The following is a 17,536-nucleotide window of genomic DNA, read 5'->3' on the forward strand; positions in this document are numbered from 1 at the left end:
CTTTTTAGGCGGATCGATGCCGAGTAAGCCTTGGCGCCCTGCGGAAATAGCGCGGCCTCACGCGCGGCAGATCGAAGAAACCTGCACTTCGCCTCATTTTGGGAACGCGCGCTCCAAGAGACGTGCACTAGACGAGTTTTTGTGCAGTGCGGCGAGGAAGAGACAGGCCGGGGCGAAGGGAAGGTCCCGAGGGGGCGCGTCGGGCGTCGGGGAAGGGCGCCTCTTGGGCGCACGCCGAAGGGCGCCGTGGTGCCCGAGGTCGCCGGCGACAAGCCCGAGGACGCGTATGGCATACGCGACGAGGGTTGGAGCGGCGAGATCGGGCGCGAGAAGGAAGCGCCCCGCGGACGCGCACGGTGCCCCAAATGCAAGGCGGCCGGGGCGTAGCGTACTAAACGCTACGTGAGCCCCGGCCCAACGCCGCAGATGGAGTGCCTTTTAGGCACACGCACGCCGAAGGGCGCCGTGGTGCCCGAGGTCGCCGGCGACAAGCCCGAGGACGCGTATGGCATACGCGACGAGGGTTGGAGCGGCGAGATCGGGTGCCACGGCGCCCCGCAGGCTAGTGGCGGAAGTGACGGTGATTAGTAAACACCATCGCGATGCCATACTCGTCGCACGCCTGGATGGACTCCTCGTCGCGGACGGAGCCGCCGGGCTGGATGATGGCTGTCACGCCGTGGGCCGCCAGCACGTCGACGTTGTCGCGGAAGGGGAAGAAGGCGTCGGACGCGCAGGCGAAGCCGCTAGCCTCCACGCCCATGCGCTCGCAAGCAGCCTCGGCGCGCTGGCAGGCGAACAGGGCGGAGTCGACGCGGTTGGGTTGGCCGGGCCCCATGCCGATGCCGGCGCAGTCCTTGGCAATGAGGATGGCGTTGGACTTGACGGACTTCACGACGCGCCACGCGAAGAGCAGGTCCGCCATCTCGGCCTCGGTGGGCTGGCGCTTCGTCGGAACGGTGAACGTCGCCGGGTCCTCGCTCACCGTGTCGACGCACTGCACGAGCATGCCGCCATCGATGGAGCGCATCTCGAGGCGGGCGTGGCCGTCGGCGCCGCCCGTGGCAAGGACGCGCAGGTTGGCGCGCTTCTCGAGGCGCTCCAGGGCCTCAGGCGTGTAGCTGGGCGCGATGATGACCTCGACGAACTGCTTGTTGACGTCGGCAAAGTGCTCAACGAGCTCGAGTGGGACCTCGCGGTTCACGGCGATGATGCCACCGAACGCGCTCTTGGGATCGCAAGCAAACGCACGGTCGTATGCCTCGGTAGCATTGGCGGCCACGGCCGATCCGCAGGGGTTCTGGTGCTTGAGAATCACGCAAGCAGGCTCGTCAAACTCGCGGACGGCGTTCCAGGCGGCGTCGGCGTCGAGCAGGTTGTTGTAGGAGAGCGGCTTGCCCTGGATCTGCTTGGCGCCCACAAGCGGGTTCTTCGAGGAGCCGAGCGCGGCGAAGTCGTCGGCAAAGCGATAGACGGCAGCCGTCTGGTGGGGGTTCTCGCCGTAGCGCAGGTCCTGGGCCTTCTCGAGATGCAGGTCGAAGGCGGCGGGAGGCTCAAACGCCTCGGGCTCAACCGGCTCGGCATCTGCCCCGGCGAGCTGGCCATTCAGCCACGTGGAGATGGCCGTGTCGTACGCAGCCGTCGTCGTGTAGACCTTTGCGGCGAGGCACTTACGCGTCGGCAGCGTCGTGGCACCGTCGTTGGCGCGCATCTCCTCGAGCACGCGAGCATAGTCGGTCGGGTCGCACACGACGGTGACACTCTCGTGGTTCTTGGCAGCGGAGCGCAGCATGGAGGGGCCGCCGATGTCGATGTGCTCGATGGCGTCAGCCCACGTGACGTCGGGCTTGGCGACGGTCTTCTCGAACTCGTAGAGGTTGACGGCGACGAGGTCGATCATGTCGATACCGTTTGCCTGGGCGTCGGCCATGTGCTGGGCGTCGTCGCGACGGCACAGAAGGCCACCGTGCACGCGCGGGTGCAGCGTCTTGACGCGGCCGCCCATCATCTCGGGGAAGCCGGTGAACTCCTCGATGGGCACCACCTTCACGCCGCCGGCCTCGAGCGCCTTGGCCGTGCCACCGGTCGAGATGATCTGGACGCCGAACTCGTCCTCCAGAGCCTTGGCGAACTCGACGACCCCGGTCTTGTCGGTCACCGAGATGAGCGCGCGAGCGATACGCGGGTTGCCCATGAGCGAATCCTTTCTCCCTCGTCAAACGGACATGGCTTGCGGGTACGGAAGCATTTTTTCCACCACATATGCAAGGGTACCGCGCAACACGCCGCAGCGCAGGCTAATCCGTTCCCGAGCCGTAAGAATCCAGAACGGGGGCGAGAGCGTCGTCGCGCAGGATGACGGAGGCGGAGCCCAGCAGGTTCTGTGCGAGCCGGAACGAGCCGGCGTCGGCAGCGTGGCCCGCCGCGCGGACGAGAGCCTCGGCGTTGAGCTGCACCTGGCCCAGCGGGACGCCGCCCTGGCGGAACAGCTCGCGAGCCTCGTCGTCGCTGATGAGCTCGTGGCGCATGCCGTCTTTGCGCAGAAACTCCGTCACCTCGGCGCTGCACGGCTCGGCGAGGTTGCGATCGAAGGCGACGCTGCGCTGATAGCACGCCAGACCCAGGCGCTTGCGATCCGTCATCCAGTAGGCGTAGCCCAGCCAGTACAGGGCCATGCCGACGTCGTTGGGGTTCCAGGCGATGGTCAGCATGCGGTTAAGCACGTTGATCTCGGACTCGTAGTCGAACACACAGAAGTAGCAGCGGGCGAGGCGCAGATACGAGGCCGCGACGGACGGCGCGATCTCCACGCAGCGCCTGCCGTGGGCGATGGCCTCCTCGGCGTGTTCGATGGAGTCGCTGAGCAGCGAGGCGAGGCGATGGTGGATGAGGAAGTGCTCGTCGGCACAGAGTCGCAGGTCACGACCGCCGTCGAGCGAATCTGCGCAATGGGTCGCGTACAGCGTGCGCGAGGCGTAGCAGTCGAAGTAGCGATAGACGCGCGTCGGCGTGTCGGCAAACCAGCCACGCTCGTCAACCTGCAGCGCCAGCGACTCAAGGGCCGCGACGGCGTCCATGGGGTTGCGCGCCGCACGCCGCGTCGCCGCGCGCAGGCCAGCTTTCAAGCCGTACACGTCGGAGAACATCTCCTTGAGCGTGTCCCCCGAGTCTGCGGTGATGGCCCCCGACGCGATGCCTTCGCTGACGCGCAGGCACGCCTCGCGCACCGGGATGTTCTCCGTGCGGTCGTGCATGTCGCGGATCACGGCGAGCACGTCGGACAGGTCGTCGTGCTCGAAGGCAGCAAGCGCCGTCTCCGCGAGAGAGCCGCGAGGCGCGTCCTCGTAGATGCCCATGTCGCAGATGCGCTGGGCATGGAGCAGGCGCGCGGCCTTCTCGGAGAACGGGCGCTCGTCCGTCTCGATGTTGTCGGCAGCATGCGGCGGCAGCGCGGCCTCGTCATCGAGCGAGGCGAGGGGGCGCACAGGCAGCAGCTCCGCATGCTCGCCAAGGCGATATGCGTGGGCGAACTTGTGCACGAACGTGCTCGGGTCGGCTTCGGCGAGCGAGCGGACGGGAGGCTGGGCATCGGATGGGCCCGCAGGTTCGGCGGCGACTGCAGGGGCGGGCATGCCAGCGGCCGTGGGCTCGGCGGTATCCGGAGAAGAGGGCTGGTCGGCGGGCTCGGCGGCGCCTCCGGGGGCAAGCTGCCCCGCAGGCTCGGGGGCGCCTGCGACGGCATCCCCCCGCAGGGTGGCCAGGAACGGCACGCGGTTGAAACCGGCCGAGAGCAGGCACGCGCCGTCCTCACCTGCGCCGAACGGACCACCCCACGCGTTGATGATGACGCGCTGCACGCGATCGGAGCAGGCGAAGGCCGCGCAGGCCACGAGTATCACCAGGTGAAACGCGTAGCGCGTCACGTCGGCGGCGCGCTCGTCAGCCGAGCGCTCGGCCCAGGAGCCCGCGGCATCGTCCCAGAACTCGCGCGGCATGATGGCAGCGTCGGGCGCGTCGACATCCACGGACAGCGCGCCTCGGGCGGCGTCGTAGCGGAAGCGATAGTCGAGTCGGTACGGCACACGCAGGCTTTCGCAAGCACGGGCGAACGCCAGGCGCACGTCGAGCTCCGTCGAGGCGTCAACACGTTCCGGGGCTGCGACCGAGGCGCCAGCGTCGTTCACCAGAGTGATGCCCTGAGCCAGGATGTCCTCGATGATCCAGCGGTCGAGCTCAGCACACTGCTGGGCCGTCGCTGCAGTGACAGCGCCCACCCCGTCAAGGCGGCTCGCCATGAAGAGCGCCCTGTTGAGGATGCCTTCGATCTCGAGCAGGGCGCGTGCCCCGTCGTCGCTCACCTGCGCGCGGTTGAACGCCACGTAGAACAGGTTGGCATACTCGGAGGTGCGCACGAGGTTAACCTGCGGCTCGGGCGAGTCCATGCGCGCCACGAACAGGCCAGGCAGTAGCGGCGACGTCGTAAGGGAGCCCCCCGATGCCCACGTCAGTCCCGTCACGTCGGGCAGTCCCGCAGCCGGCGACGTCTGAGGCGCCAGGCTGGCCGCCGTCAGGCCAACGGCCCCGGCGGCACGCAGCGCCCGCGCGACGTAGATCAACAGACCGGGAGGCGAGACGAGCGGCTGCGCGAGCGCGGCGTCAACGTCGCCGACCATGTGGTCGATTGCGTCGAACAGCGTCTCGGAGCGCAGGTGATCGAGCATGTCAGCCACGCCGAGCGCGGAGAGACGCTCCCCTCGCTGCCGCGGCAGATAGACGAAGGCGAGAAACGCCAGGCTCACGGCGTGCGCGAGCGGCAGGGCGCGGCCGCGCGTGCTCTCGCCCAGCTCAATGCGGGCATCGGTGAACGTCACCGCGCTCGTCGCGCCGTCGTCCCGCGCAACGAACTCGGCAACGCGCCACGGCTCCCCGTCGGGCTGCGGGCTGGGCAACTCGACGCATCCGGCGCCGTCGTCACGGTCGGCATAGCGGAGAAGCTGCAGCTCGGCCTGCTGGGCAGGAGGCATGGGGAGCATGCCGTCAACAGAAAACGCCCGCGAGTAGCGATCGACATAGCCGACGATGCGCAGGCCAGAAAGATCATCCGACGGCTCGGAAGCCGCCGCGCCAGAAGGCTCCTCCGCATCGGCAGGGGCACCCGTCAGCTCGATGACGTAGGCCAGCCCGCCCGGGGGCAGCGGCAGGTTTCCCGACGCATAGCCGTAGAGCTTGCCCGCAGGAGCGCCGGGCAGATCCTCGAACATCGTCAGCTTGACGTCGTCGGGTGCGGATGCGTCCCCCCCTTGGAAGCGCGAACCGTCACCGGGCTCAGGCTCAAGGGTGGACGATCCGGAGAGCTCGGTCATCACGCGACCTCCAGGTAGGCGGATAGCTGCATGACCACGCACGCCAGCGTGACGACGAGCAGCACGAGTTGCACGGTGCGATAGGCCGCCGCAGACAGGCCTCCCGCCAGCGCGGCACGCCCGGCGAGCAACCCCGCAACGGCAGCGACGCCCACAGCGCACGCTGCGAAGACCTGCCAGGGCCCAGGCAGGACGATCGCCGCCGCCAGCAGGCCTACGGCGAGCACGGTAAGCGCTGCGGCAAGCCAGGCGCGGCCTCCGCGCACGGCGGGGGTGCCCGACGGGCGGGCGATCCCGGCGTCTCCGGGTCGAGAGGCCGTGGGGGCATCGGAGGCAGTGTCGCCCACCTGGTCGGCAGTGTCCGCGAGCTCTGTCGTCGAGTTTTCGGGCGCATGAGCCGCTGCGTCGCTGCAACTCGCAGGCTCGCCGGCAGGCATCGCTTCCTGGCCGGCGGCGTGCGGCGGCGAGGCTTGCCCCGCAGGCGAAACCCCTTCGCGTGCGATCAAGTTGCCGAGCAGCACCCGAGGGCGCAAGACCTCGGGGAAAGGTGGGGGCACGGGGAAGCTCACCGGAGCACAGGGCACGGGCGCGTCAAGAGGGGCGGCCGCACAAATATCGGAAGCGTCCAGGGAGGGCAAGTCGCCATGCGACGCAGGTTCGAAGGTGTAGGACGGAGCGGCAGAGCCCTCAGGGGCCTCGGCATCAGAAGAACGCTCCGGCTCGGTGTCGGAAGGGCCATGGCCCGCAGCCAATGGGACGGGGAAAACCGGTGCATCGAGGCTCGACACATCGGCGACAGACCCGTCAGGGCGAAGGCCGGTGACATCTGTCACGTCGGGCTCTCGGCCCACAACGGCGTTCGTCAGAGATTCCCGCCCGTCAGCGAGCTTACCGGAAAGGCCGTCAGACTGGGGGGCACCACCGACGGCGCCATCGGGCAGCGAGGCATCCGTCCCTGCGGGAGAGGCCGGCTCGGCATGGTCCGGCGCGGCGTCTCGGCGCAGCGAGGCGTCCTGTTCATCAGCACGGGACACGAGGGCCCTCCTCTCTCACATCCGACGGCAAAGGTTCGGCGAGGCACTGGGCGCCACCGGTAACAGGCGCCGCCCAAGACCGCGACTGGATATCTTACCCACTCGCCGCCCTCCCGTTTCCCATACCCCAAACCCACGCACGGCAACGTCTCGTCCCCGGCTATTCCCCTGATTATCGACCCTGATAGACCTCGGCGGGGGACTTGCCGTCGAGATAGTTGTGCGGCACGAGGTTCCAGGCGCCGAGGAAAGCACCCATGAGCTGGGCGAACGTGTCGTCGTCGACGTGGCCGAGGGCAGAGGCGTCCGCGCCGAATAGCTGCTCGACGACGTCGTGCGCCACGCGATCGCCCGGGCACGTCCGGATGGCGCGCACGATGTCGCCCCAACCCACGGTGAGCCCGTGCGCGCGGGCGAGCTGCTCATACGACTCCTGGCAGCGCGCAAGGTATGCGGCCCGCTGCTCGGGAGGCACATCGATGCCCGGGCTGCCCGCATCCGCCGTCGTGCGCGCAGGATCGGCTGGCGCGCCGTCCCCTGCGGAGCCGAACGTCAGGTGCAGGATGTCGATGAGGTCGACCCGACGGCCCATCTCGGCCAGGCGGGCAACAGCGTCGCCGAAGCGCCCCTCCTCGAGGCCCTCGCGATACAGGGCGGCCTCCCAGGGGCAACGCCACTCCCCTGCGGCCTGCGCCAGCCGCAGCGCGACGAGACCTCCTGGTGCGCGCAGCGAGCTGCTGAGGCGGGCGTCGTACACAGCGTACGTCGCGCCGCCGCAGAGGTCCTCCAACGTCACGGTCTTGGCGGCAGCGTCGATGGAGCGCACCCAAAACAGAGAGAAAAACTGCGTCGCGGCAACCTGGCGGAACAGCTCGACAACGGCGCGATCCGTCTTGGCGGGAGCGCAGACGACAAAGTGCTCCAGCGGCGTGCGATCGTTTGCCAGGTGATAGTCGAACACGAACCACTCCGCAAACGCCCGCGCGAGGCGATGCTGGGCGCCAGCGTCGTTTTGGGCTGCCGAGCTGGGATCGACCTCGGAGAGGAAGCGTCCGTACGCGCCGTCGAGCTCGCCGCTGCGCTGGGCAAAGTACGCGACGACCGAGCGGAAGTCGAGCTCGGGATGGGCGCCGAGAGCCGCGACGCTCCCCCGCTTCGAAGCCTTGCCAGGCCGGCTCTTCCCCTGCTTTTTTGCCATGGTCGCACGTCCCTTCCCAATCGCCTGCCACGGGCTACGGACCGCTTTCGATGCGGGCAAGGGTAGCGCAGAGCGCCAGCGAGAAAGGACCGGGCGGTGGCAGCGCAAGAAATCCCCGCGCCCGATGCGCCTCGCAGACTCGGTGGACAGCCGCTCGGCTGAGAGGCGGCAACCCGCCCAGCAGTTATTTCGCGAGGTCGAGCACGGGATTGTTCGCGTCGGTGAGCACGGGGTCGTCCGGGCCCACGTTCAGGCGCGCAACATCGCAGGCGCCGGGGAAGTCGTAGAGGCCGTCACTTGCGATGACCATGTTGTTGTCGCGATCGGCGAACTCGTCCTCGTCTTCGCAGGGGATAACGTACACGTGCGCGAATACCTGGGACAGCGTGGCGACGACCGCTCGGATGAGCCGACCCTGCTCGCCACTCAGCGCCGACACGACGTTCGTCATGTACAGCCCGCCCTCGTTCAGGCACGCGTGCGCCAGGCGCGCCGCCTCAACGGTGGCCAGCGACGCAACGGGCTCCTTGCCCGAAAAGCTGTCGTTAAGGATGACGTCGTAGCGCGGCGCATCTGAGGGCTCGGCGCTGGCCCGCTGTTCGAGAAACGCGCGTCCGTCATCGCAGACGAGCCCGAGCCGGCCCGTCTCGTCGAGATCGAACTCGGCGAACAGGCGGTCGAGGAAGAAGTAGCGCTGGGCCAGCCCCGTGATGGTGGGGTCGATCTCGACGACGTCCATGCTCGCCTCGGGATGCTCGCTGATGAAGTGCTTAGGGTAGGAGTAGCCACCGCCGCCGATCATGAGCGCACGGCGCACCGCGAGCGGGCGCTGACCCGTGGCGTCGGCCGCTGGCTGTGCCTCGAACATCTTGTCGTACAGCTTCGTGTACTCGAAAACGAGGTCGTAGACGCGGTCGTCGTCCAGATATGTGGCTGACTGGTACACGCCGCCGACGTTGAGGATGCGCACCGGCTCGCCGTCGTCGCCCTCGACCGTGAAGATGAGCACCGGGCCGAACTTCGTGCGCAGCGTGAGATAGATGCCCGCCTGCGCCATGCGGCGGCGCACCAGCACGAGCAAGGCAACAAGCACGACCACGACGGCAAGCACGATGAGGATGACGCGAAGGAAACCGGGCATGGAGACACCTTTCGTGAAGAGGCGACGCGCGAGGCGTCCGGCGTAGAGCACATCCTGCCACGAAAGCCGCACGTTGTATCGCGAAACGGGGAGGCAGAAAAAGTCGGACATCTCAGGACGGACTAGGGGCGAGCTCGCCCGCTGCCGCGCATAGTCGGGGCGATGGCAGCCATGCCCGACGTTCGGCCGAGCGGTACCGCTCGAGAAGCGCGAAATACCCCGCCAGCCAGAAGCGATGCGCGAGAGAGCGGCCGGGGCCTCGGGGCGCACGGAGCGCGTGGCGCCGAGCCGCGCGACACCCCGCGCAACGGGAGCGCCTCTGCCCCAAAATGCTCGAAGCGTGGCCAGGATTCGCCCTCGTGTATGCCCCTGGGCGCGATGTACCGGGCAGGGATCACGTGGGCCCCGGGTCAACCCGCCGCGATTTCCCCGCCGTGAGGAGGTGGCACCTAGCGCGGCATTCACGAGTGCGCTTTCTGGCCACAGTTCCGGCCCGCCGCAACAGTCCTCGGTGCAACGCAATACGAAAACGCATATCGATGCGGCTTCATGCAGATTTGGGAATATCAGAGCATCCGCTCGGGGCAATCGAGTCCTCAGGCCTATACGGAGAGGGATTCGACCCCAGAAATACCGCCAAAACCGGAGCCCGCGGGACACCGGCCGCCCGAGAACCGCGCACAAAAACGGCCCGACCGCATCCACGCTGGCGGTCGGGCCTATGGGGGACTCAGGCGCGCCGGCCCGGGGGAAAGCAGGCGCGCCTGGAGGCCTCAATCGGGTGCGGGGCAGTTACCACGGCTCGGCGGCAGCGCCCCACGTCGCGGGCCGGCCGGGCTGCGTGCGCCAGCAGCCGGCCCGCGGTCACACAACGCTTACTTCGCGCCCTCGAGCGCGGCGTCAACGGCCGTCAGGATGGCCTTCGACGTGATCGTGGCACCGCTCACGGTGTCGACGCCCTCCGTGCCGCCGGCAGCGACGATGGCGCCGGGCAGCTGCTCGATGGCCTTCGTGCCGATGCCGTCCGTCTCGGAGTGGTCGCCCACGACGACGTCGGTGATGGCGCCGCCGCTCACGGTCACGGTCACGGGCACCGTGCCGCCCATGCCCTTGCCGTCGCCCTCATACGTGCCGTCCTTGTATGTGGCGCTCGAGCCACCGGCGACCGCCTCGCGAGCCTTCTCCTCGCTCGCGCCCGCCTCCGCCTTGGCGCTCTCAGCCGCGGCGGCCGCAGCAGCGGCGGCAGCCTCGCTGATCGCGGCGGCAGCCTCGTTGTTGGCAGCGATCACGTCAGCGGCGGGCGTCACGGCCTCGCCGAGCGCGGCCTTCGCAGCGTTCGTACCGGCGATGCGGCCAAACACGGTGTAGCCGCTCATGACGCACCAGTAGTCGCCCTCCATGATGCCGCCGGCAGCGCCAGGCACGGCCCACAGGCCGGGCATCGGGCGATCATCCAGGCCGATGGCCTGCGAGTTCACGTCGATCTTGATGCCGCCGAACGTGCCCATGACGCCAGCGACGACCGGGATGCAGTAGAACGGCGGCGTCGTCAGCGGCACGCCCGACTTCACCGGAACGTCCAGATCGGCCGTCGTGCCCGCAGCCACGGCCTCGTTCCACGCGTTGACGGTCTTCAGGAAGCCGCCCGCGTTGAACTTGTCGCCGCTCACCGTCGTCGTCTGCACGGCGGTGGCCAGCTCCTCGAGCGTGTCGGCCTGCACGATCGTCGCGCCGTGCTCGCGCAGCCAGTCGAGGCGGTCGCCGCCCACGACGGCCGCGTTGCAGTAGGCCGTCTCGATCATCGTCTGGTGCGCGGCCTCGTCGAAGAACAGGTAGGCGCGGCAGTAGAACTGCTGCATGATCTCCTGGTTGACGAGCGAGGACGTCAGGCTCTCGTTCACGAAGCGCTTGCCATCGCAGTTCGTGTAGATGCCCAGCGTCTGAATGGCGTGCACCGTCGCGCCGTAGTAGGCCATGTGGACGTCGTCGATGTTCTCGCACGCCTCGTAGGCCTCGGGCGTGTCATACGTGCAGTACGAGGCCTGGGGCCAGGGCTGCGGGTGGCCGTAGTACGCGCCGAAGCCCTTCGACAGCTTGGCGCCGGCGTGCTGCGCCATGATGATGCCCGCGCCGTCGAGGTAAGGGATGCACTGGGCCTGCGACACGTCGGCGAAGCGGCCGAGGTAGCGCACCATCATTTCCTTGTTGCACTGGAAGCCGCCCGTGGCGAGCACGACCTGCTTGGCGCTAATCGTAAAGTGAGCGCCATCGGGGCCGCAGCACACGAGGCCCGTCGGGGTGCCCGCCTCGTCGAGGACGAGGTCGATGGCCTTCGTCGAGAGCAACGTCGTGCCGCCCTTGTCGTTGAAGATCTGGCCGAACTGCTGCAGGTACTCATCCGTATAGGACTTCGAGCCCTGCTCCTGGGGACGGCGGCCGCCCATCCACAGATAGGAGCTGCCCGGCGAGAGCTGCTCGGTCGTCAGGCCGAGGCCGTTGATCCACGTGACGGTGTCGTCCCAGTTCACGCAGACGGCCTTGCCCAGGTCGGGATCGGACAGCGGCACCTTGGCATACACGGCGTTCCAGTCCGTGCCGAAGCGCGGGCCGAGGGCGCCGGCTGCGAAGCGGCTCGTGCCGCCCACGTGCGCCGAGGCCTCGACGAGGATCGTGTTCGCGCCCGCCTCGACGGCCGCGACGGCGGCGGCCAGGCCACCGACGCCGGCGCCGGCGACAACGACGTCGCACTCGTAGGCAGCGCCCGCGGCAGGAGCGGCCTCGTCGGCGTGCGCCGTGCGGGCCGCAGCGGCACCGCCGGCCAGCGCGGCGACACCGGCCACCGCGCCTGCGCCCATGAGGAAGTTCCTGCGCGAAGCGACAACATCGTTCATGTGAGCCCCCTTGCTCGAGTGGCGACGTCCCCCTCGACGCCGCACGGTGTCTCCAGCATAGCCAGAAACCCTCATTCGCGCGCCACAAGAAGCTCGTGAGGGCCGCACGCCGGTTTGCGCGCCACAAACGCCCCGCTCAATGCTATCGTTGACCGTATGACAGCCCGAGGCCGGCCGCGCATCACCTGAAGCTGGTGAGGGCCTCGCGCTGGGGAAACGCACACGGCGCCGTCGCAACGCAGGGGCATGGGGACTCTGCCGGCGGCAGGCGCGCCGCACCGCGTGCGGCATGTGCGCAAGGGGGTGCTCCATGACAAACGCTCGGCACGACCTGTCCATGCTCGTGGGCTTCGCTCTGTTCCAGGCGTGGGTGACGCTGTGCTTCTTCACGACGCAGATCTTCCCCGACGCCGCCGGCGCTGACTGGCACGTCTACGAGAAGTCGCTGTTCGTCTCCGTCGTCGCGCTCGTACCCTGCGCCATCTGCCACGAGCGCGTCGCCCCGCTGCTGCGCAAGCCCTCCTCGCGCTGGGCGCTGGCCGCCTGCGCGGCGCTCGGCACGCTGATCATCCCGTTCTCGCTGCGCCCCGACGTCACGGGCATCGTCCTCGCCTGGGCAGCCGCCCTGCTCACCGGCATCGCCAGCGGCCTGCTCAACCTCGCCTGGTGCCAGGAGTTCGCCGAGCACGGCAACCCGTTCGACTTCACGCTGAGCGTCGTGACGTCGAGCGTCATCATCTACGTGCTCGCGAACCTCGTCTACACGCCGGCCGTCAGCCCCTGGGCGCTGCTGGCCATCTCCATCGCGCTGGCCCTCGTCACCTGCGCGCTGCTCGCCAGGCCGCGCAGCGCGACAAGCGCCTACGTGCAGCTCGCCACGCCGCTCGTCGTGCGCTCCAAGCGCATATTCGTCGCGCGGCTGTGCGTCGGCATCTTCGTCGTCAGCTTTGCCGACGAGCTGCTGCGCAACCTCTACCTCGGCGGCACGGACCTCTCGTTTTACGCCAGCGACATCAACCTCGTCGTGCTGCTGCTCAAGGTCATCGTCTCGACGCTCGTCGTCTCGGACATCCGGCAGGGGCGCCGCGACGACTTCTCGTTTCTGTTCCGCGCCTCGTTTCTGCTCGCGCTCATCGCGGCGCTTCTGCTGCCATACGCCCACGAGACGGCCAGCGTGGCCTACGCCGTCACGAACTGCGGCGCGTTCCTGTTCAAGCTGACCGTCATGCTGGCAACGCTCGAGCTGTGCGCCCGCCACGGCGCGCCCGCCGTGCTCGTCTTCGCGATCGTGCGCGCCGTGTGGTCGCTCGACCTGCTGATTGGGTCGAGCGCGTTTGCGCTGGTCTCGACGCTGCGCGACGGTACCCCCGTAACGCAGGACCAGGCAGGCGCCATATCCATCGCGCTCGCCGTCCTCGTGGCCGTGGCCTACCTGTTCGTGTTCGCGACCGAGGCCGGGCCGCTCGCCCGCCTGCGCGGCAACCCCGACGACGAGGCAGAGCCCGTTGACGTCGAGACGGGCGGCACGTCGGCGGAAGGTGAGCTCGAGAGCACGAGCGAGGTGGCTCGCGACATCGACGCGCTCTGCGGCGAGCTGGCCGACCGCGGGCAGCTCTCGGCGCGCGAGATAGACGTGCTGCGACTGCTTGCGCGCGGAAGGACGACCGTGCGCATCGAGGCGGAGCTCGGCATCTCGTCCAACACGGTGAACACCCACGTCAAGCACGTGTTCCAGAAGCTCGGCGTCCACTCGCGACAGGAGCTGCTCGACCTGCTCGAGCGCGCCGCGAACGGCCAGCTCGACGGGCATCCCGCCGGTCTGCGCTGAGGAGTGCGGAAAAGAGCAATCGGTTGGTTGAAACTATCGCAATTGGATGGTCGTCAAACCCGAGGCGGTAATCATGGGCACCCAGAAACTCGAGCCTGGGAAATATCTCCCCCGCTTTTGTGATGCCATGGTTCGAGAAAAGCTCAGCTATACCGGCGCCGTCGAAATCCGAGGCCCGAAGTGGTGCGGGAAAACGCAGTCTGCCCTACAGCTGGCGTCGAGCGCCGTCATGATGCAAGACCCCGATAAGCGAGATGACTACCGGCTCCTTGTCCAGACAAAACCCTCTGTCCTCCTCAGGGGAGAAACGCCCCGCCTCATCGACGAATGGCAAGAGCAGCCGCAGCTCTGGGATGCCGTGCGCTACGCCGTCGATCAGTCCGATCAGCCGGGCCGTTTCATCCTCACGGGATCGGCAACGCCGACCCAGAGGCCATCTCATTCGGGAACGGGCAGGATAGCATCCGTTGAGATGTCCCCCATGAGCCTCGCAGAATCAGGCGAGTCAACCCGCGAGGTATCTCTCTCCGCCCTCTTTTCCGGAAACTTTGACGTGCAAGGGTATTCAGGTTGCGACGTCGAGCGCATGGCCTATCTCGTTTGCCGCGGCGGATGGCCCCGAGCAGTCACGTCCCCATCTGACGCAGGTTCGCTCGAGATGGCATACGACTATCTCTCCGCAATCGCCGACGAAGACATATCCCGCACGGACGGTATACGCAGAAATCCGCAATACGCGCGTCTCATCATGCAGGAATACGCCAGATGCACGTCAACCCAGGCAGCACAGGCAACGATGCTGAAAGACCTCAAGATACGCGATATCGACCTGTCGAAAGATACCGTCAACGGATACATTGCCGCGCTCAGAAGGCTGTATGTGGTGCGCGACCTCCCAAGCTGGGCACCGTCCCTACGCTCTCGATCGCGCATCACAAAGACACCGACCAGGCACTTCACCTGTCCGTCAATAGCAGCTGCAGCCCTTGGCGCAAGCCCGGCGTCACTGCTGCGGGATACGTCGACGCTCGACCTCCTCTTTGAATCGCTCTGCGCAAGAGACATGCGCGTATATGCCCAGGCCCTCAAAGGCGAGGTGTTCCACTATCGAGACGAGGCGGGCCAGGAAGCCGATCTCGTCCTCCAGCTCCGAGACGGCAGATACGCCCTTCTCGAAGTAAAGCTCGGGGCCTCTCTCGTGGACGAGGGAGCCGCTAGTCTGATAAAGCTCGCGGGCAAAATCGATACCAGCGTGATGGGCAGTCCAGCTTTTTGCGCCGTCATCACGCCGGGCGGCTTTGCACAACGAAGGCAAGACGGGGTCTTTGTTCTGCCTATCACCTGCCTGAGCGCGTAGTCCCTCAACAAGGGACCGCGAGAAGTGCGGGAGACCTTCACCGTTCCTGCACGTCAGGGGGCCGGCGGGATTAGCCGGGACAACACGCGTGGTATAAGTGAGAGCAAGCGTGTGCCACGCCATTGCGGTGGCCACGCCCAGCAGAACGCCATTTCGGCACCCCGTGAGCCCAAGCCAGAGGCTTGCGGACCACCCGCGTCCTAAGGAGGCATCATGCTTTTGCGGCCCTTCTGCTCCGCAACAGACTATAGTACGTGCTCGCAGCTCATTCCGAACGAATGGACGTTCCCGGGCTGCACGGATGACGAGCGCTCCGCACACAAGACGCTCGTGCTCTCGAACATGCTCAAGTGCAGCACCTACTCGCTCGTCGCCGAAGACACAGACACGCACGAGCCGCTGGGCCTGCTTCTCGCCCGCTTCGCCGACACCGAGCCGGCGCCCGATCGCCTCAGCGAATACCAGGCGCACTTTGACGAGGCGTTCGCCTTTCTCGACAAGGGCTCGCGCGACGCGCGACGCGCAATCGACATGGAGTGCTCCGTCAGCCACGTGCACGAGGTGCTCGACGCGCAGACGCAGGGCCTCATCCCCGAGCGCAACGAGCTCACGCTGTACGTCGTCTCCGAAAACGCCCGCGGCCGCGGCATCGGGACGACGCTGCGCAACGAGTTCGAGCGCCACCTCCTCGCCCGCGGCTCGCACAGCTACTATCTCATGACGGATGCCGTGTGTACGTATGACTACTACGAGCGCAACGGGTTCGACCGCATCGCAACGTTCACGCCGAACGCCGACGGCACGGGCTATCCCAACGTCGCCTACTACTACCAGCGCTTCCTCTCGCCCGAGGCCGCGGCGGCCCTCACAGCCGGCGCCACCCAGGCGGGCTGCGGGCACGACATTGTCGAGCACGGCGCCAACCGCGAAAGCTCCTCTTCGGAGGGTGACAGTCCGCGGCTGAGCCTGACAGCGGCGGCGGGAGGTGAGACAACCCCCGCAACGCCCATCAGCTCAGCGGATTCCGGCAACCACCACCTGCGCGTGCGCTACCGGCCGTTCGACGTCGAGCGCGACCTTGAGAGCGCCATCGACGTCGTTCCCGCCAGCTGGCGACCCTGGGACGACGCCTACGACGACGCCTTCGTGCACGAGTCGCGCTACGGCCTGTTCGCCCACCTGCTGAGAACCGCGAGCTTCCTGGAGGTCGCCGTCGTCGACGAGCCCGATCCCACCGGAAGCGCGACCCGCGAGCGCGTCGTCGGCGTGCTGGCCGGCAGGTTTGGGCCCGCGGCGGACAAGGACGCCCCCAACCCCAAGGCCGATGAGCTCGAGGCACGCAGCAAGCACGCCATGGACATGCACCCCAAGGGAGCGAAGTGGGCCCAGTGCCGCTCCGCCTGCGAGGCCGCCAACGTGGCGATGATCGCGCAGGCGCGCTACCGCGACTTCATCCGCGAGGACAACGAGCTCATCCTGTTCATCAACGACCCGTCCGTGCGCGGGCAGGGCGTCGGCCACACGATGCTGCTGCGCTTCGAGGACTACCTGCGCTCGCGCGGCGCCCAGGACTACTACCTGTTCACGGACACGATGTGCACGTACAGCTACTACGAGAAGCACGGGTTCACGCGCGTGGCCCTGTGCAACGACGTCGAGGCCGACGAGGACATCACGATCTACCTCGGCGCCAAGTCATACGCGAAGAGCCGCTCGGAGCACCCCGCGCCCGACGGAGAGCGCCCGTTCGAGGAGTTCGTCTACATGAGGGACGTCCCGTCGCTCGCTCGCGAAGTGTAAGCGGCCCACCCCACCCGTCCGATCCAACAGCTTCGGGCGGGTGGGGATGGTTTCTCTGCAGGCCCGGCCGGCGAAGCGATTGCGGGGCAACGAGCGTGGATATCATCACTTGAAATAGATGACGCCACGCGTCCCGCACTGGAAGGAATCGCCCATGGCCTCGAACTTTGGCTCGAACTTCGCCGAGAAGTACCGCAACTTCATGTCGCATCGCAACGGCCCCGACCAGCTGTCGCGCGACCTGCTCATCCTGGCGATCATCGTCATCATCATCTCAGTGTTCCTGAAGGACGCAGCGCGCGGCATCGTGCTGTTCATCGGCATCGTCGTGCTGGGATACAGCTACTTCCGACTGTTCTCAGGCAACATCGCCGCGCGCTCCAGGGAGAACGAGGCCTACATCGCCAAGCGCAACCAGATCTTCGGGAAGTTCCACGGACCGCTCGGCAAGGCGCAGGCGGCAGGCGAGAAGGCCAAGGCGGCCGGTGCCAAGGCGGCGCGCCAGGCCAAGGACAAGGATCACCGCTACTTCGCCTGCCCGAAGTGCGGCCAGCAGGTGCGTGTGCCCAAGGGCGCAGGAAAGATCCGCGTCACGTGCCCGAAGTGCGGCGAGAAGTTCGAGCGCAAGGCGTAGGGCGCGGCGAGATAGCGAGCGCGATAGGCGGGCGCCCCCGGAGTGGGAGCGCCCGCCTTTTTGGTGGCTGGCGGGATGCAGCGAGCCGATGAGGCCCCGAGAGCGAGAGGCGAGCGTCGGAAGGTGCCAACCAGCGGGATCCGGCTTGCGAAAGCCGGGTGCCCGCAGGGGCGAGGCGCCGCGAGGGGGGCGCGAGCGGTGGGGCGCGCGGGCGCCACGGGCGAAAGCCGGGTGCCCGCAGGAGCGAGGCGCCGCAAGGGGTGCGAGCGGTGGGGCGCGCGGGCGCCACG

Annotated in this window: 10 protein-coding genes; 4 read left to right on the forward strand and 6 right to left on the reverse strand. The window is 67.7% G+C overall.

Annotated elements, in window-relative coordinates; all coding sequences use genetic code 11:
* Positions 1-562: 562 nt before the first annotated feature.
* The 6 genes from purH to KHZ24_09835 form a co-directional block, all read right to left on the reverse strand.
* Positions 563-2,194, reverse strand: a complete 1,632-nt coding sequence (gene purH / locus KHZ24_09810; GenBank protein ID MBS5451482.1) for a bifunctional phosphoribosylaminoimidazolecarboxamide formyltransferase/IMP cyclohydrolase — start codon at positions 2,192-2,194, stop codon at positions 563-565.
* Positions 2,195-2,297: 103 nt separating this feature from the next.
* Positions 2,298-5,363 (reverse strand): hypothetical protein, encoded by a 3,066-nt coding sequence (locus KHZ24_09815; GenBank protein MBS5451483.1) that lies wholly within the window; start codon positions 5,361-5,363, stop codon positions 2,298-2,300.
* Positions 5,363-6,397, reverse strand: coding sequence for a hypothetical protein (locus KHZ24_09820; GenBank protein MBS5451484.1), 1,035 nt, complete (start codon positions 6,395-6,397; stop codon positions 5,363-5,365). Before KHZ24_09820 ends, KHZ24_09815 begins: the two co-directional genes overlap by 1 nt.
* A 172-nt stretch (positions 6,398-6,569) precedes the next feature.
* The gene (locus tag KHZ24_09825; GenBank protein ID MBS5451485.1) at positions 6,570-7,595 is read right to left on the reverse strand and encodes a hypothetical protein; all 1,026 of its coding nucleotides are present in this window, start codon (positions 7,593-7,595) and stop codon (positions 6,570-6,572) included.
* Between the two features lie 184 nt (positions 7,596-7,779).
* Positions 7,780-8,736 (reverse strand): fused MFS/spermidine synthase, encoded by a 957-nt coding sequence (locus tag KHZ24_09830; GenBank protein ID MBS5451486.1) that lies wholly within the window; start codon positions 8,734-8,736, stop codon positions 7,780-7,782.
* An 875-nt stretch (positions 8,737-9,611) separates the two neighbouring features.
* Positions 9,612-11,627: an FAD-binding protein gene (locus KHZ24_09835; GenBank protein MBS5451487.1), complete on the reverse strand. Its 2,016-nt coding sequence runs from the start codon at positions 11,625-11,627 to the stop codon at positions 9,612-9,614.
* Positions 11,628-11,937: 310 nt separating this feature from the next.
* Between KHZ24_09835 and KHZ24_09840 the strand changes: the two genes are divergently transcribed.
* From KHZ24_09840 to KHZ24_09855, 4 genes are all read left to right on the forward strand, one after another.
* Positions 11,938-13,455, forward strand: coding sequence for a hypothetical protein (locus KHZ24_09840; protein ID MBS5451488.1), 1,518 nt, complete (start codon positions 11,938-11,940; stop codon positions 13,453-13,455).
* A gap of 46 nt (positions 13,456-13,501) precedes the next feature.
* Positions 13,502-14,812 (forward strand): ATP-binding protein, encoded by a 1,311-nt coding sequence (locus KHZ24_09845; GenBank protein ID MBS5451489.1) that lies wholly within the window; start codon positions 13,502-13,504, stop codon positions 14,810-14,812.
* A 213-nt stretch (positions 14,813-15,025) separates the two neighbouring features.
* Positions 15,026-16,612, forward strand: a complete 1,587-nt coding sequence (locus tag KHZ24_09850; protein ID MBS5451490.1) for a GNAT family N-acetyltransferase — start codon at positions 15,026-15,028, stop codon at positions 16,610-16,612.
* Positions 16,613-16,766: 154 nt separating this feature from the next.
* Positions 16,767-17,246, forward strand: a complete 480-nt coding sequence (locus KHZ24_09855; GenBank protein ID MBS5451491.1) for a zinc ribbon domain-containing protein — start codon at positions 16,767-16,769, stop codon at positions 17,244-17,246.
* The last annotated feature ends 290 nt before the right edge of the window (positions 17,247-17,536 follow it).

This window comes from Coriobacteriia bacterium, from assembly GCA_018368455.1.
Classification (GTDB): domain Bacteria; phylum Actinomycetota; class Coriobacteriia; order Coriobacteriales; family UMGS124; genus JAGZEG01.

Excerpts from the sequence above, each read along its gene's own strand:
- KHZ24_09815 (MBS5451483.1), bottom strand. The coding sequence starts at position 5,363 with ATGACCGAGCTCTCCGGATCGTCCACCCTTGAGCCTGAGCCCGGTGAC.
- KHZ24_09830 (MBS5451486.1), bottom strand. The coding sequence starts at position 8,736 with ATGCCCGGTTTCCTTCGCGTCATCCTCATCGTGCTTGCCGTCGTGGTC.
- KHZ24_09855 (MBS5451491.1), top strand. The coding sequence starts at position 16,767 with ATGGCCTCGAACTTTGGCTCGAACTTCGCCGAGAAGTACCGCAACTTC.
- purH (MBS5451482.1), bottom strand. The coding sequence starts at position 2,194 with ATGGGCAACCCGCGTATCGCTCGCGCGCTCATCTCGGTGACCGACAAG.
- KHZ24_09825 (MBS5451485.1), bottom strand. The coding sequence starts at position 7,595 with ATGGCAAAAAAGCAGGGGAAGAGCCGGCCTGGCAAGGCTTCGAAGCGG.
- KHZ24_09840 (MBS5451488.1), top strand. The coding sequence starts at position 11,938 with ATGACAAACGCTCGGCACGACCTGTCCATGCTCGTGGGCTTCGCTCTG.
- KHZ24_09835 (MBS5451487.1), bottom strand. The coding sequence starts at position 11,627 with ATGAACGATGTTGTCGCTTCGCGCAGGAACTTCCTCATGGGCGCAGGC.
- KHZ24_09845 (MBS5451489.1), top strand. The coding sequence starts at position 13,502 with ATGGTCGTCAAACCCGAGGCGGTAATCATGGGCACCCAGAAACTCGAG.
- KHZ24_09850 (MBS5451490.1), top strand. The coding sequence starts at position 15,026 with ATGCTTTTGCGGCCCTTCTGCTCCGCAACAGACTATAGTACGTGCTCG.